This is a genomic window from Tsuneonella suprasediminis (assembly GCF_003605755.1).
Classification (GTDB): Bacteria; Pseudomonadota; Alphaproteobacteria; order Sphingomonadales; family Sphingomonadaceae; genus Tsuneonella; species Tsuneonella suprasediminis.
Window position 1 is genome coordinate 721,791 of the sequence record NZ_RAHJ01000018.1, and the last position, 15,628, is coordinate 737,418.

Genomic DNA, 15,628 nt, shown 5'->3' on the forward strand with positions numbered 1-15,628 from the left:
GGAGATAGTAGCGCGATGAGCGAGATCGTTACAGTCGATATCGGTGGAACCCACGCCCGCTTTGCCATCGCCAAAGTGGCCAAAGACGGCACGATCACACTGGGCGAGCCGGAAACGCTCCACACTGAAGATCACGCCAGCTTTCAGACGGCGTGGCAGGATTTTCGCCAGCGGATGGGAGGCACGTTGCCCGATGCAGTGGCTATGGCCATTGCTGGTCCGGTCGGCGGCGAGGTGATCCGGTTCACCAACAACCCGTGGTTGATCCGTCCCAAACTGATCCCGGAAAAACTCGGTTGCCCGCGTTATACCGTCGTCAACGATTTCGAAGCTGTGGCGCACGCGGTTGCACGGGCGCCGGAAGACCAGTTCATGTACGTTGCCGGGCCGGATGAACCACTGACCAGCGATGGGACGATTTCGGTGCTTGGACCCGGCACCGGGCTGGGGGTCGCACATCTCTGGCGATCGGGTGACGAATACCGCGTACAGGCGACCGAAGGCGGCCATATCGAATTCGCTCCGCTTGATAATATCGAAGACACGATCCTCGCTCGCTTACGAAAGCGGCACCGGCGTGTCTCAGTGGAGCGGGTCGTATCCGGGCCGGGTATTGTCGATATCTATCAGGCGCTTGCCGCGCTGGAGAAGCGCGCTGTTGCCGATATCGACGATGTCGCGATCTGGACCGCAGGGATGAAGGGCGAGGATAGCCTTGCCGCTGCGGCGGTCGATCGTTTCTGCCTGTCGCTAGGCAGCGTCGCAGGCGATATTGCGCTGGCGCAGGGCGGCTTTGGCGGCGTGGTAATTGCGGGCGGGCTTGGTTATCGCCTGCGCGATCTGCTGCCGCAGTCCGGCTTTGCCGAACGCTTCCGCGCCAAGGGGCGCTTCGACAGCCTGATGGGGACGATCCCCGTCAAGCTGATAACTCACCCGCAGCCCGGTCTTTTCGGTGCGGCTGCTGCCTTTGTCCGTCAGCATGGATGCCCCAAATTATGAGCGATATCGAAACCATCATGCGTACCGCCCCGGTGATCCCGGTGATCGTCGTCGACGATGTCGACCATGCGGTGCCGCTGGCCCGTGCGCTGGTTGCTGGTGGCCTCAAAGTTCTGGAGGTTACGCTTCGTACACCTGCTGCGCTCGATGCGATCAGGGCGATGAAATCGGTCGATGGTGCGATTGTTGGTGCCGGGACCGTTACGAACCCCACACAATTGCAGCAAGCCATTGATGCGGGAAGTGAATTTATCGTCAGCCCCGGTTTGACGGAGCCATTGGGCAAAGCCGCGGTGGCATCGGGTGTGCCGTTCCTGCCGGGTATCGCCAACGCGGGTGATATCATGCGCGGTCTGGACATGGGTTTGAATCACTTCAAATTTTTCCCGGCGATGGCGTCAGGCGGATTGCCCGCTCTGAAGGCGCTGGCCGCGCCGTTCGGGCAGTGCAAATTCTGTCCCACCGGGGGCATTGGGCTGGACACCGCACCGCAATGGCTGGCGTTCGATCCTGTGCTATGTGTCGGGGGAAGCTGGGTTTCTCCCAAGGGCGCCCCCGATCCGGCGATGATTCAGGCGTTGGCGCACGAGGCGGCGGGGCTTGGCCGATGACCCGGGTGGCCGATCTCGTCGAGCGGCTACAGACGGCGCATCAGCGCACCGCGCAGACACCGATGTTCAATCCGGTGTTCCAGCTATCACTTGATATTTCGCGACAAATCGAGGCAGGCGAGCTGACGCTGGCCGATGTCGCCGGGCTGGTGGCGGAGCTGGAGTGCGATGCTTTGCAAAGCCGGGCGTCGCGGTTGCGGCGGCTGGTGGAACCGGCCTCGGCACCGCTCGCCTTGGCCAGTATGGTGGCGCAAGATACGGATTTCGCTGAGTTTTCGGATCGCTGGCAGAATCCGCAGCTCCACGCTGTCTTTACCGCCCATCCGACCTTCCTGATGACCCCGGCCCAGTCCGACGCTGTCGCGCAAGCTGCTGGGCAGGAAGGGGAAATCGGGCCGAGCGTATGTGTCCCCGGCACCGACAGGCCGGAGATTACGCTCGCTTACGAACACGACCGTGCCTTGCGCGCGATGGCCAATGCTCAGGATGCACGGGACACGATCGTGCACCGTTTGCTGACCCATGCACAGCAGCAATGGCCTGATAAGTGGCACGAATTCGATGCTCTGCCGTTCCGCCTGGCGACCTGGGTCGGGTACGATATGGATGGTCGCACCGACATCAAGTGGCACACCTCCATCACCTTCAGATTGCAAGAAAAAGCCAAGCGATTAGAACGCTTTGCGGCAAATCTGAAAAAAATTGACGAACAGCATCCATTACTTGCCACATTACACGGGGCAATTGATTACACGCAGGCCCGTTGCGACGATTTCGCGCGGGAACTGGTCGATCCGGCCGATCTTTCCGCTGCGGCGGACCGATTGACGGCCGACGATCCCAACAAGCTGCTCTCGCTCACCCCGATCATCGAAGCGTTGGAAAGCGAAGCGCGCGATGCGGGCGGGGAACGGGCGGTTGCGCTGCGAACGCTGGCAGCATCGATGCGGGCCGATGGGCTGGGCATGGGGTGGATACACTTCCGCGTGAATTCCAGCCAGCTCCATAACGCAATCCGCAGCCGTCTGCCGGAAGGGCAGCAGATCGACGTGGCGAGCCGCGGAGCGCTGGCGACTTTGCGGCAAATGCTGGCGGAGGTGCGCCCATTGCGGCCGAACTTCGCCGCGCTGGCCATCGAAAGCTCGTCCGCCATTCGGCAATTTCTGGCGATGGCGCAGATTCTGCATCACATCGATGCCGATACCCCGATCCGCATGTTGATCGCCGAATGCGAACAGCCTGCCACTGTGCTGGCCGCGCTCTATTTCGCGCGGCTGTTCGGCATCGCGGACAAGGTCGATGTCTCTCCGCTGTTCGAAACCGAAAGCGCGCTGGAACATGGCGGCCGCTTCCTCGACGCGCTGCTGCGGGAGGAAGCCTATACCGATTACGCCCGTCAGCGTGGGCGGGTGTGCATTCAGACCGGGTTTTCGGATGCCGGGCGGTTCGTCGGGCAAATCCCCGCCAGTCTGGCGATCGAGCGGCTGCAAGGGCGGCTGGCCAACGCGATGGAGGCGAATGGCCTGACCGATACCGCCGCGCTGATTTTCGATACCCACGGCGAGAGCATGGGGCGCGGCGCGCATCCTACCAGCATGGCCGATCGGCTGGAATGGCCGCTGAGCCCGTGGGCGCGGCGGCGGTTCGTGCGCGCGGGCATCCGGCTGGAACCGGAAGTCAGCTTTCAGGGGGGCGATGGATATCTGTTCTTCGCCACGCCCGAACTGGCGCTGGCCACGCTGACCCGGATTGCGGAACTGCGCCCGGCGCAGACCGATGTCGATGCCGCGACCGATCCGTTCTATCGCCGGACCGACCTTTCGCTCGATTTCTATCGCGCGATTAAAGAGGATCAGCGCGATCATCTGGAAAGCAAGACATACAGTCGCGCGATCACCGCGTTCGGGCTGGGGATGCTCAACGAAACCGGCAGCCGGAAAAGCCGCCGCCAGTCGGACCTGTCGGCCGACCGCGATATGAGCCTGCGCCAGATCCGCGCAATCCCGCACAACGCCATTCTGCAACAGCTCGGCTATCCCGTGAACGTGATTGCCGGTTTCGGCAGCGCGGCGGAAGGGAATTACGAAGATCTGGGCGCATTGCTGGCGTCCAGCGCGCGCGGGCGGCAAATGGTGCGGCTGGTGCGGGCGGCCAATGCGCTGGCCAGTATCAAGACCGTGGCCGCATATGGCGAATTGTTCAATTCGGCCTATTGGGCCAGCCGGACCTATCGCGGCACGGAAGAGGCGCTGGCCCCCGCGTGCGAGGCACTGGCCGGTTATCTGACCAAGGACGATCGCGCGGGCGTGTTCCGCCGCCTGACATCGCGCCTGCGGGTCGATGCGCTGAAACTGCACCGCCTGCTGTCGCATGTGCCGGACGAGGCACCGATGGAGGGGCGCGAGCACGTCCGCCGCGAAATCGGCGTGCTACAGGCTCTGCGACTGGCGCTGTTGCAGCATATGTTCCTGAAAGCGGTCAGCATCCCCGCCTTCTCCCGCGCCAACGACATCAGTCGCGACGATGTGCTGGAGATGGTGTTTACCCTGCGGATCGAAGATGCGCTGCAACAACTGCGCCGCGCCTATCCCGCGCAAGTGGCGACGCTGGCCGACTATGCCGTGGCCGAACCGGGCGATTACCCCGATGGCGACAACGAAGGATACGCCGCGATCCACCGCGACTATATCGACCCGATAGAAACCGCCCACGCACTGAATTTACGCATAGGCGCCGCCATCGCGCACCAGTTCGGGGCGCATGGGTAGGGGGGGCATTATGCGCGCGCTCCGGTGCCCCTGAACCGCACTATGCCCGCCACCGTTTGTCGTCGCCCCGGCCACCGAGCCGGGGCCCCGCTTCCGCTGCTCCATTGCCTCTTAACCAGAGTGAACGGAGTCGAACGGAGTGAAGCAATCCGTTCGCGTGGGTATCGCCCCTTGCGTCGATTATGGTGGCAGCAATGTGCAGGACAAGGATTGTCGCGTCGCTCCGTTCTTCGTAATTACGGTGGCCAGGCAGTTCGATAACCCTGAACTTTGCCTCTACCTCAACGGCTTGGTGTCGTCATCGGATACAGACTTCGCCCACTACGCAATTGGTCGGGGCTGGCCTGGGCGGCAGTGAGGTGGGAAGCTCCCAACGGACTGCGCTCTCCCACACGCCTTCGATGTTTTTGCCGCTGCTATCTCTGGCTGGATCGAAACGTGCCCGGCGCAGCGCCAGAGCGCACGTTTGTTCATCGAGTTCGGGAAAGCCACTTGTCTCGATGGTCTCGCACTTCTGCACGGCACCATGTGTGTCGATGAACAGTCGAAAGCGGGTTGTCCCTTCGTGCTTTTCACGGATGGCTTTTGCGGGATAATCATTGGATGTCACCCAGATGCCCATATTTTGTTTTGGAGTGGGGTCGGTGCCTCCAGCCGTTCCAGAAGATGTGGTGGCTTTAGAAAACGGATCGTTTGGCAAATCGGCATACTTTGCCTTTTCCTTCGCTTCTGCGGCATGCTCTTGTTTCAATAGAGTGACGCAACGATTGAGCGAGGCAACGCCCACGGCGGTCCCTGAAAGGGAAAGCCGGTCAATCAGTTGTTCCCCCAGATAGATTTGCAGGCTCCTCCCGGCTGCGAAATCGCGCTCAAAACTGTTTTCAACACGAGATACGAAACCTTTCTGCCCTGAACTTTCGATTCCCGGATTCTTGCCGCCACCATATAGTTTGCCATTCAGGGAGTAGGTGATGTCGTAGGTTGTGCCTCGTTTCGCCGACCAATTATAATTGGTAACCGAGATGAATAGAGAACCGTCGATATCTTTACCGAACAAAACCGTCGTTTGACCGTCGCCATCGTAATCCATAGACATCGCACAGCCATCGTCACTGGGTGCGATCGACCAGCCACCGCGTTCTTCGTAGAAATCCAGCCCAAGAACCGGCGCAGGTAAGCACAATAGAAATGCTGCAATTATGGATCGAATCATCGATGCCCCCATCTCAGGGACTGATTAGTCGGCCTTAGATCAAATCAACCAGAAACCGATCAGTCCGCCAAGCTGGATAACCGCGATCAGTTGCAGGTAGGTTGAAAACGGTTCCTTGCGGGTCTTGTGGCGGAACATGTGGCGGGCGAGGAATGCGCCGGGGGTGCCGCCGATCAGGGCCAGTTTCAGCAGGTCGGCTTCTGGAATACGTCGTGTTCCGTTGATGGCATAGACTTTGTCGCGCCAGAAACTGACGAAAGTTGCGGCATTTACTGCCAAAATCGCAAGTATTATCCACGTAAGCATTCAGCTTAATTAGTAGAGATGAGTTGACAGATGGTAACTGGCGCGGATTTTTGGCGATATAGTCTACGGGCTATTGCGCCCCGATCCGGTTGTTGGGCCGGTGTCGGCGGTGCCGGTTGGAAGGGAGGCGCGCGCCGATCCCTCCCCCGTTTTTCCACCGATGCAACTGCGCCGCGCCGGTCGTGTCTGAGCGTTACCGGCTGATTGCGCCCAATGTCGGTGCGTTGCCGAAGCCGACGTAGTAGTTGCGGATACCCGGAACCGTGTTGCCATTTCCATCGCGTATCGGTGCGGCGATCTGCGGGCTGCTGGCCACTTCGCATGCCAATTTGTCGAGCGCGGGTTCGGCGTTGCTTTGCCGGATGGCGCAATCGCTTAACGTGCCATCCTCTGCCATCGTCAACAGTATTTCGGTCAGATAGCTGTTGTTTTGAGGGACTTCGGGCAGCGATATGACGATGTCCGCATCTTCGTTGCGGTAGTCACCGGTCTGGGATTCGTCGGCAACGAAACCGACCCGTTCCCGCCGGACGAAGAACGCGGGGGCACCGTTGCGGTCCTTTGCCGGGCGAAAACGGGCCCGTTTCATAGCACCCCCACACACTGCGGCATCGAGTTCAGCCGAACTACTGCTGAAAACAATCGTGCAGCGATCCGGTTTTCCCTGCCGGTTTAGCGTCAATTCATAAGTAATGTTCGATATCGCCTGATTTATGGGTGGAAAATCGCTCGCCATAATCCAGTTTGACGGATCTACCGTTGGTTCTGCTTTAGTTGGCATTGATACAGATGCGGCTGATGCTGCAATAAATAATTCTATCATGGGTGAATAAACCGATTATTAATTGATTAATTTCCTCTATACGCAGTTTATTATTATCATATCTCTGATTTTTATAAAACAGAGTTTTCTTCAGCGGTGCCAGCACCACAACGCTTTCCAACCCGCCGTTTGTAGCTAATGATGAGCGCAAACGGAGATTGTTGCTGTTTATGGATATTTTGCTGCTTGCCCTGCTGGCCGGTGCGATTGCGTGGCTGTGGCGGCGTGTCGATACGCTGGAGCTGACGGTTGCCCGCCTCCAGGCCGAGCGTGACGCACGGGGGCGGGGGGCTGCGGCCGCTCCGCTGGCAGATGCGGCGGAAGATCGGCCGGATATGGCTGAGCCTGCTCAGCCCGCGCAACCGGCCAGGTCGGCCATACCGCGCGTCGTCCGTGATCCGATGTCTGCGCCCGCGCCCGCGTCTCCATTGGCGAAGACGGAGACGGATGATGCAACCGCGCCAGTCGATCAGGTGGCGGACAACCCGCTCCGCACGGCGCTCAGATGGCGGCCTTCGTTCGATTTCGAGGATTTGTTCGGGCGTCTGCTGCCGATCTGGGCGGGCGGAGTCACGCTGGCGGTGGCGGGGTTCTTCCTTGTGCGCTGGTCGATCGATGCCGGGTTGCTCACACCACCGGTGCGGGTGGTGCTGGCCGGTCTGTTCGGTCTGGCGCTGATCGCCGGAGCGGAGGTAGCCAATCGCTGGCGCGAACGGGTGGCCGATCCGCGTGTGGCGCAGGCGCTGGCCGGGGCCGGTCTGGCGACGCTTTATGCCGCGTTTTACCTCGCCGGATCGCAATACGGGCTGATCGGATCGACGCTGGCGTTCGTGGGGCTGGCGCTGGTGACGGCAGCGGCGATTGCGCTGTCGTACCGCTTTGGCTTGCCTTGCGCGGTGCTGGGGCTGGTCGGCGGATTCGCCGCGCCTGCGCTGGTCGGCGGGGAAGAGGCGAACCTGCCGCTGCTGACGCTGTACCTCGGACTGGTGACCGCCGGGCTGACGCTGACCGGCAAGCGGCAGGACCGCGTGTGGCTGGGTATGGCATCGCTGGCGGGCGGGCTGGGCTGGGGCGCCTTGCTGCTGATGGGCGCGGTTCCGCAGGGTGGCGATCTGGTAGTGCTGGGGGCCTATCTCGTGCTGCTGGGCGCAATTCTGCCGACGCTGACCGGCGGGGGCGGGCGGCTGCACTGGCTGGTGCGGGTGGGCGCGGCGGCGATTGCCGCGCTGCAACTGGCCGCGCTGGTCCATCAGGGTGGCTATGGCGTGTTGGAATGGGGGCTGTACCTGTTGCTGGGCGCGGCGCTGGCATGGTTCGGCTGGCGCAGCCCGGCGATGCGCGAAGGCAATGCCGTGGCGGCGGCAGTGGGCGTTGCTCTGCTGAGCATGTGGCCCGATCCGGCGGTGACCGGCTTTGCTGCGGTCGCTGTCGTGCTGGCAATCATATTCGCTGCGGTGCCGCTGGCGCAGATCTGGCGCGGGCATGGGCGCACGATCGATTTCGCGCAGGCGAACGGTGTGGCGCTGGGCCTGGCGGCTGCATCGTATTGGCAGTTCGGCCATTTTCTGCGCGGGGAGAGCGAGCCGCTGCTGGCGCTGGCCAGCTTTGCCCTGGCGTTGATCCCGGCAATGGCGGTCTGGCTGGGGTGGAGTCCGGCCCCGCATACGCGCCGCATAGTGGGTGCGGGGGCATCGGCCACGGCGCTGGCCGGGGTGGCGGGACTGATGGTGCTGCCCGCATGGGCGGCCCCGCTGGTCGCGCCCATGCTTGTCGGCGGGGTGCTTGCTTTGCGACGGCCGGAAAACGGCTGGCTGGCGATTGCGCGCGGCGCGGCGGTTATCGGCCTGTTGCTGGCTCTGTTCCTGCCGCAGACTTTCCCCGAAATGATTAAAGAGGCTGAGCGCGCCATCGGCATGAATGCAGAGGCGCGCTGGACAGGCGTGGTTCGCTGGCTGGCGGTGTCTGCGGCGTTTGCCGCGTTGGCATGGCGCGAAATGCCCGGTCGCTGGCGGCTGGTAAGTGAAGCGCTGGCGGCGTTGGCGGGCTATGTCGCGCTGGCGCAAGTGCTGCCAGCCGATGCGCTGGCGTGGAGCGTTGCGGTGGCTGCCGCTGTCCTCGCTTGGCGCTTGCCGAGGCCGGGCGCACTGGCGGCCTTGCTGGGCATTGCCGGGCTGTGGGCGATACCGGCGCTGATCCACTGGCTGGACGGCGGGGTGGAGGCGCTGGTCGGCATTCCGCTGCAATCGGGCGATCTGCCTGCGTTGAAGGCCGTGGCGCTGCATATCGTGCCGCTGGTCGCTGCGCTGTCAGCGGCAATGGCCACGGCGCTGCAAAGCGATGGGCCGCCGCGCCGTGCCGCGATGATTGCGCTGGGCGTGGCGGGCACTGTCGCGCTCCACACCGCCTATCGCCATGCCTTCGCCGCTGCCGTCGGGGGCGATTTCGTCGCTACCGGGATGATGCAACGCACAGTATGGGAAGCGGTTCTGCTGGGCGCTGCATGGCTGGCCGCGCGGGAGAGCTGGCAGCGCAGCGCGTTGTCGCTGGCACTGGCGGGGCTGGCACATTTCGGCTGGTTCACGCTGATCCTGCACAATCCGCTGTGGGCGGAACAGGCGGTGGGCGCATGGCCGGTGATCGATGCATTGCTGCCCGCCTATGCCATCGGCCTGCTGACGATCCTGTTCGTGCAGCGCCACTTGCCGCAGTACCCCGCATTTCTGCGCTGGGCCGCCGATGCCGCGGCAATGGCGGTGATCGCGCTCTATGCCCTCAGCGAGCTGCGCCACCTGTTCGCAGGATCGCTGCCGGTGGCGGGCACGATGGGGCAGAGCGAAGACCTGCTGCGTTCGCTGCTCGGCATCGTTCTTGCGGTCGGGTTCCTGTGGTGGGGTTCCCGCTCGCAGCAGCGTAGCTGGCGGATCGGTTCGCTGGTGCTGATGGTGCTGGCTGTGGCCAAAGTATTCCTGGTCGATACCGCCGGGCTGGGCGGGCTGGCGCGCATCGCATCGTTCATGGCGCTGGGCTTCAGCCTTATCGGCATTGGCTGGTTCTATTCCCGCCAGTTGCGGGGCAGCGGGCAGACGGACGAGCGCGCGTAACAATAGTCACGAATGCGTCACATCGGCGCGGCAATCGGTGTGGGACCAAGGGGACTCACACGACATGGATGTGGTCAATATTTTCGTGACCGGAAGCGCTGTCGAAAGCATGGACGATTTCGTCCACGACGGCACGCGATACACGTTCGACCGGCTCGAACCCGATGGGCCGAAACGGCTGGTCGAAGGGCCGGTGCGGGCTTTCGTCGATTGGGTGATGGACGATCTGGCGGGTCTCGAAATGTGTCGCCGCCTGCGCGCCGATGCCCGCATGGCCGAAGCCCATGTGACGATGGTGCTGGAAGAAGACGATCCGGAGGATCGCCGCCGTGCGCTGCGCGCCGGGGCAGACGATTATATCGTCGGCCCGGTGGACCGCACCGCGATATTGGATCGGGTGCTGGCGGTGCAAACCCACCGGCAGATGCGCCACGCGGCCCAGCGGTTCGAAATCGGCGATCTCACGATCGATATGACCGCGCTGCAGGCCCGCTGGCTGGGCGAACCGATCGTTTTGCGGCCCAACGAATTCCGCCTGCTGCGGTTCTTCGCGGAAAATGCCAACCGGGTGATGGGGCGGGAAGAGATTATCGCAGGGTTGGGCAAGCAGGAACCGGCGATCGATGCACGCACGGTGGATGTATGGATCGGCCGCCTGCGCCGGTCGTTAAAGGCCGCCGGGGCGGGCAATCCGCTGCGTACCGTGCGGTCGCTAGGTTACGTGTTCGACGCGCCATAGAGGGTGAGGTTCGCCTGATTATTCGGCGCCTCGGATCTGACCCGGGGCGCCATCCACTCTTTCGTCATTGTGGACGCAGCGAAGCAGTCCAAGGTGGGGCGACGGTGCCCATTGCAGCGGTTGTGGAGGAGACGAGGTTCGGTTCATGGATTGCCGCGTCGCTTACGCTCCTCGCAATGACGAAGGGCGGGCGTGCGCGATAGTATTGGCCAACCATCGACAGTGCTACCTTACCCCTGAACCAAACCCACTTCGTGCCTTCGCGCCTTCGTGTGACAAACTTCCACCCGACGTTCCCGCCTATCGCGGCGGTTGTGATGGAGGCGAGGTAAGGTCCATGGATTGCCACGTCGCCTGCGGCTCCTCGCAATGACGAGGGGGGAGTGGTGGGGCATGGTAGCTCGCCAATCGGCCGCTTCCATTGTGTCGTCGCCCCGAACCTGATCCGGGGTCTGGCTCTCTAGCGGATCGGAGCCTTCGGAAGCGGGCTCTTCTCCAGAAGTTACCCATGCCATCGCTGGTGCCCATCCAAAAAAACAGGCCGCCCCGAAAGGCGGCCCGAAGTTTGGGAGGTTCCGAAATATGGCCGGTGTTACAGATCGATCCCCAGCGTGAAGGCCAGTGTCGTGCCCACGTCGTAGGTGTTGATGTCGATCCGGTTGTCACCGGCCTCCTGAAATTCCTGATGTCCTTGCCCGAAGATATTGCGGGCTTCGAACTTGGCTTCCATCCCGGCACCGAACAACGTGAACCCTTCACGCCATACGAAATCGAGGTTGATGCCGGGCCGTTCGATCACGTCGGGCTGCGGCGGTGAGCCGTTGAGCCCGCGGCTGACCACACGGTCGCTGGCATAGGAGAGCAGGAAGGTCTGCTGCGAAAGCCGGTCGGTGTCTTCCAGCCCAAGCTGCAGGTTGACGATATGATCCGACTGGCCGGTCAGTGGCGCACCATCGCGGAAATAGTCGCTCGCGATAGTCGATGCCGCGCCATAAACGGCCACGGTATCATCAGCCCCGACTTTCAGTTTCGACTTGGTGTAGGTGTAGTTGAGGATTGTCACGACCCGGCGACCGTCGAAGAAATCCCCGCCGACGCTTTGCAACGGCCAGTATTTCGCCACTTCCAGCTCACCGCCATAGAGATCGGCTTTGGGCGCGTTGGCATAGCTGGTCAGCAGATCGACACCGGTCACGAACGCTTCGATCGGTTTGTCGATGTGTTTGTAGAATCCGGCCAGCGACACGCGCTGTTCGGGCGCGAAGTACCATTCGAAACGCGCTTCGGCGTTGAACAGTTCGCTATCCACCAGCAACGGGTTGCCGCGATAAGGGCGGTTCGATTCCGGGTCGTAATACGGTTGCGCGATCAGTTCGCGGAACTGGGGGCGGGCAATCGTTTTCGACGCGTTGAGGCGAATCTGCATCGAATTCTGCAGATCGAACGTCAACGTGGCGGCGGGCAGCCAGTAACTGCGTTGCAGCGTTGCTTCCGGGACGGAGGGCGGCACTGACACGAACACCGGGATCGGTTTGGTGAACTGCGAACCGTCTTCGTAGCGTACACCGGCATCGATCGCGATGTTGTCGGTCACTTGCCAGTTGCCCTTGAGATACCCAGCCTTGGTGGTCAGGCCCGCGCCGAACTTGGGCGTACCCGGATCGGTTTCGATCAGTGTGATGCCCAGCGCATCGACCACGCCAGGCGCCAGCAGCAGATCGGGCCGCAACATGCCGATAGCCGTCACGGTGTACGGGCTGCCCAGCCACTCGTTCGGGGCCAGAAACAGGAAATCGCGCCGCGAACTGGTGCGTTTGGTATCCGAATAGGCCAGACCGCCGGTCAGCGAGAGCGACGGGGTCGCACGATAGCTGAGATCGATCCCGGCGGCATAGAGATCTTCGTTCAGGTCGGAGAACGTGATCCCGCCATCGCCGCCGTTGCCGTTGTTCAGACGGTTCACGAAATACTGACCGAACGGGTCCGCATCCGAATTGGTGCGGACATATTCGAACGTCAGTTCGCCCGGTGCTTTACGCTTGCTGTTGGCATAGGACATGCGTGCATCGAGGTGTAGTGCGGGCGTCAGTTCCAGCTCCGCCACCGCTTGCGTGTCGAACAACTGGCGTTCGTAAAACGCAGTGCGCTGATCGATGAAGTCGGTATCGCCGTTTTGCGCTGGCCGCTGCCCGAATGCCAGCGACGCTTTCTTCAGCGTGTCGTGGATATACAGCGTGGTCCAGCGCAATTTGTTGCCGTTGCCTTCCAGACCGAAGCCGAGCAGGCCGTTGACAGTGGTGCGCTGATCGGTGCTGACCTGGCGGAAATCCTTTTCCAGCGAGCTGAGGTCGGCGCTTTGCGACAATTGCTGGCGGATTTCGCGGGTGAGATACTTGTTCGAATACCCCGCCGCTGCGATCACCCCGAAATCGAGATCGCCCAGCGGGAATGTCTTGCCCGCTGAAATGCTGGCCGACACGTTAACCGGCGTGTGATCATACTGCTGGATCACAGCGTTGCGCCAGCCCACCAGTTCGCGGGCGATGGCGGTCGAATTGACGTTGTCCGTGCCGATCAGCAGGCCTTTATCGAAATAGTCCTGCAGCGCCGGGGGCGGATTGCGCGAACCGTCGTCATACCCCAGCCAGTCGGACTTGCTGCCGTAATAGGTGTAGCCCAGATTGCCGGTGGTGAAGGTATCGCCCGAAATCCCGGCGGAAATCTTCAGGAACGGCTGGTTCGGGGTGGCTTTGGTGGTCAGATTGATGACCCCGCCACCGAATTCGCCCGGATAGTTCACCGAATAGCTTTTCTGCACCAGCGACGATGCGATCACGCCGGTCGGGAACAGATCGAGCGGCACCACGCGCTTGAGCGGTTCGGGGCTGGGCAAGGGCAGGCCGTTGAGCAGAGCGAGCGAATAACGATCGCCTAGCCCGCGGACATAGACGAACCCGCTGCCCACCAGACTGAGGCCGGGGACGTGTGCCAGCGCGCCAGCGATGTTGCCTTCACCTGTGCGGGCGATTTCAGCGCTCGACAGAACGGAGACGACCTGATTCGAACTGCGTTCGATATTCTGGAATCGTCGCCCGGTGACGACGATTTCGCTGCCGCCGGGGATCGAAACTTCCAGATCGTCCTGCGGCGGGGCGCTGTCGGCGCTGGTCGCACCGGGATCGGCAGGCGTATCGCTTGCCGTTGTGTCGCCCGGCTGAGATACACTGGGGTCGGTTTGTTCGGGCGCGGTCTGCGCGTGGGCAAGGCCCGGTGCAGTCAGCGCGCTGGTGAGCAGGAGCGCTCCGGCCAGCCGCAGGGTGGTGGACATCTGGTTCCCCCTAATATTCGCGATCATCGAAAAAGGGGGCAGCCGTTGCGGCGGCCGCCCCCCTGTGCTCGGGTTGCAGCCGATCAGGTGGTCGGCAGCGAGGTGCAGGCCGAACCGCTGCCGAAATCGGCGTAGGAGCTGTCGCAGGTCCAGCCCTTGTACCAAGCGGTGTTGCCCGACCATGCGGCACCGATGTGATACGGCGAAGGCGCCGCTGCGAAGAAGCTCGACAGCGTGCTGGGGTCGGCGGTGACAATCGCATCTTCGTTCGCCCCGTTGACGAAAGTCATCGTCAGGGTGTTAGTGAAGGTGTCGCTGTTGTTGTTCGAACCGGCACCGAATGCGGTCTTCACCTGATCGGCGGTGAACGGAGCAGAGCCGCTGCCATCGCCGATGTACTTGGTGCTGTTGCACTGAAGCACGACCGAACGCGCCGTCAGCGTCGCACGGTTGGCGCTGTCGGTGTTCGACGTCATGCGGATGCATTCGTTCTGCGGAGTGATGATCGCGCCGTTGTACAGCGTGATATCGGCGTTGCCGCGGAACAGCGTGGCCGCCTTGTCGGCGCCTTCGTTGCTGGCACTGGTCGAAAGCTGCAGGCCAAGGAAGTTGACCACTTTCAGATTGGTGCGCGGGGTTTCGGTTTCCTTGCCGTTGGAATCGATTTCCATCAGCGCGTCGCCCTGGCCCGGACGCTGGATCAGCAGCACGTTCTGCAGATTGGCGCGTGCGCCGGTGTCGACATCGAGGCTGTCGTCATCCGCACCGGTGGCGACGTAGCCCTTGATGTTCACGACGCCGCCGAACAGCTCCATCCCATCGTCCGAGCTGTTGTGCGACTGGAAGTGTTCGATCACTGTGCCAGAGCCGATACCTTCGGGCGTCAGCGCCTGCAGTTCCTTGTTCGAGCTGAGGACGAAGCCGGAATAGCGGATTTGGAAGTACTTCATCGTACCCGCGTTGTAACTGTCGTCGTTGCCGCCGAACCGGGCGAGGTTCACCGCGCCTTCGGTGTCGCGTTCACACGTGCCGGCAGCGGTCGTGCCGACATCGCAATCGCTGATCCGGCCACGGCCGAGCAGCACGACGCCGCCCCACTGGCCGATGGAAGAATCGGTGTTGATCCCGGCCACGTTATCCTGGCTGGTGAAGATGATCGGCGCGCTGGCGGTGCCGACGGCGTTGATCTTGTTGCCGCGGTTCACGGCGATCCACGACTGGCCGGTGCGGGCATAAAGGATCACACCCGGATCGATCGACAGTGTCACGTTGGTGTCGGCTTCCAGCGGAGTGGAACAGCCGACAGTGGTGGAGGTGTAAGGCGCGCCAGCAGTCGGCGCTTTGAAGCCGCCGTCGCAGCCCACGTCGACACGGCCGTTCATCGCGTAAAGCAGGCCGTTCACCTTCGGCAGCGTGACGCTCTTCTTGATCAGGCTGGGCAGTTCGCAGATGCGGTATTCACCGGTCGGGCCGGTGATCGTGCCCTGATCCTTCAGTTCGACGCTGCCGTCGTTAGTCAGCGTGGGGCAGGCACCGGCCGGTTTGACGGTGGCTGTCGGTGTCGGCGACGGAGCGGGTGTCGGTGCCGGGTTTGTGATATCGACGTTAACGTCGCCCGATGTGCCGGGCGAAGCGACGCCATCGGGGCCGCAGCCGGAAAGAGCGGCAAGGCCACAGCCGAGCAGAAGTGTGCGCTGGAAGTTGGTCACGGTAAACGGTCCCCTCAAAAACCGGAAAATC

Annotated in this window: 10 protein-coding genes; 5 read left to right on the forward strand and 5 right to left on the reverse strand. The window is 62.3% G+C overall.

The window, feature by feature from the left end; genetic code table 11:
- The first annotated feature begins 15 nt into the window (after window positions 1-15).
- The 3 genes from glk to D6858_RS09420 are packed head-to-tail and all read left to right on the forward strand — an operon-like array spanning window position 16 to window position 4,378.
- Window positions 16-999, forward strand: coding sequence for a glucokinase (glk, locus tag D6858_RS09410; protein WP_120109316.1), 984 nt, complete (start codon window positions 16-18; stop codon window positions 997-999).
- Window positions 996-1,610: a bifunctional 4-hydroxy-2-oxoglutarate aldolase/2-dehydro-3-deoxy-phosphogluconate aldolase gene (eda, locus tag D6858_RS09415; RefSeq protein ID WP_120109318.1), complete on the forward strand. Its 615-nt coding sequence runs from the start codon at window positions 996-998 to the stop codon at window positions 1,608-1,610. The genes glk and eda overlap by 4 nt, the downstream gene beginning before the upstream one ends.
- Entirely contained in the window at window positions 1,607-4,378 is a 2,772-nt protein-coding gene (locus D6858_RS09420) for a phosphoenolpyruvate carboxylase (protein ID WP_120109320.1), read from the forward strand. Before eda ends, D6858_RS09420 begins: the two co-directional genes overlap by 4 nt.
- Before the next feature lie 298 nt (window positions 4,379-4,676).
- Here D6858_RS09420 and D6858_RS09425 read toward each other — a convergent pair whose 3' ends face one another.
- The 3 genes from D6858_RS09425 to D6858_RS15825 form a co-directional block, all read right to left on the reverse strand.
- Complete coding sequence (locus D6858_RS09425; RefSeq protein ID WP_165859676.1) at window positions 4,677-5,591, reverse strand: energy transducer TonB; 915 nt, start codon at window positions 5,589-5,591, stop codon at window positions 4,677-4,679.
- Window positions 5,592-5,630: 39 nt separating this feature from the next.
- Window positions 5,631-5,897, reverse strand: a complete 267-nt coding sequence (locus D6858_RS09430; protein WP_102153369.1) for a DUF1294 domain-containing protein — start codon at window positions 5,895-5,897, stop codon at window positions 5,631-5,633.
- Window positions 5,898-6,090: 193 nt separating this feature from the next.
- Window positions 6,091-6,720, reverse strand: coding sequence for an energy transducer TonB (locus D6858_RS15825; RefSeq protein ID WP_120109325.1), 630 nt, complete (start codon window positions 6,718-6,720; stop codon window positions 6,091-6,093).
- A 170-nt stretch (window positions 6,721-6,890) separates the two neighbouring features.
- On the opposite strand from D6858_RS15825, the gene D6858_RS09440 reads away from it, so the two are divergent.
- Both D6858_RS09440 and D6858_RS09445 read left to right on the forward strand, forming a co-directional pair.
- Entirely contained in the window at window positions 6,891-9,821 is a 2,931-nt protein-coding gene (locus D6858_RS09440; protein WP_120109327.1) for a DUF2339 domain-containing protein, read from the forward strand.
- 64 nt (window positions 9,822-9,885) lie between these two features.
- The gene (locus tag D6858_RS09445) at window positions 9,886-10,560 is read left to right on the forward strand and encodes a response regulator transcription factor (RefSeq protein WP_120109329.1); all 675 of its coding nucleotides are present in this window, start codon (window positions 9,886-9,888) and stop codon (window positions 10,558-10,560) included.
- A 592-nt stretch (window positions 10,561-11,152) separates the two neighbouring features.
- Here the strand turns inward: D6858_RS09445 and D6858_RS09450 are convergent.
- Both D6858_RS09450 and D6858_RS09455 read right to left on the reverse strand, forming a co-directional pair.
- Window positions 11,153-13,888: a TonB-dependent receptor domain-containing protein gene (locus D6858_RS09450; protein ID WP_120109332.1), complete on the reverse strand. Its 2,736-nt coding sequence runs from the start codon at window positions 13,886-13,888 to the stop codon at window positions 11,153-11,155.
- Window positions 13,889-13,971: 83 nt separating this feature from the next.
- Window positions 13,972-15,597, reverse strand: a complete 1,626-nt coding sequence (locus D6858_RS09455; protein WP_120109335.1) for a hypothetical protein — start codon at window positions 15,595-15,597, stop codon at window positions 13,972-13,974.
- Window positions 15,598-15,628 lie beyond the last annotated feature (31 nt).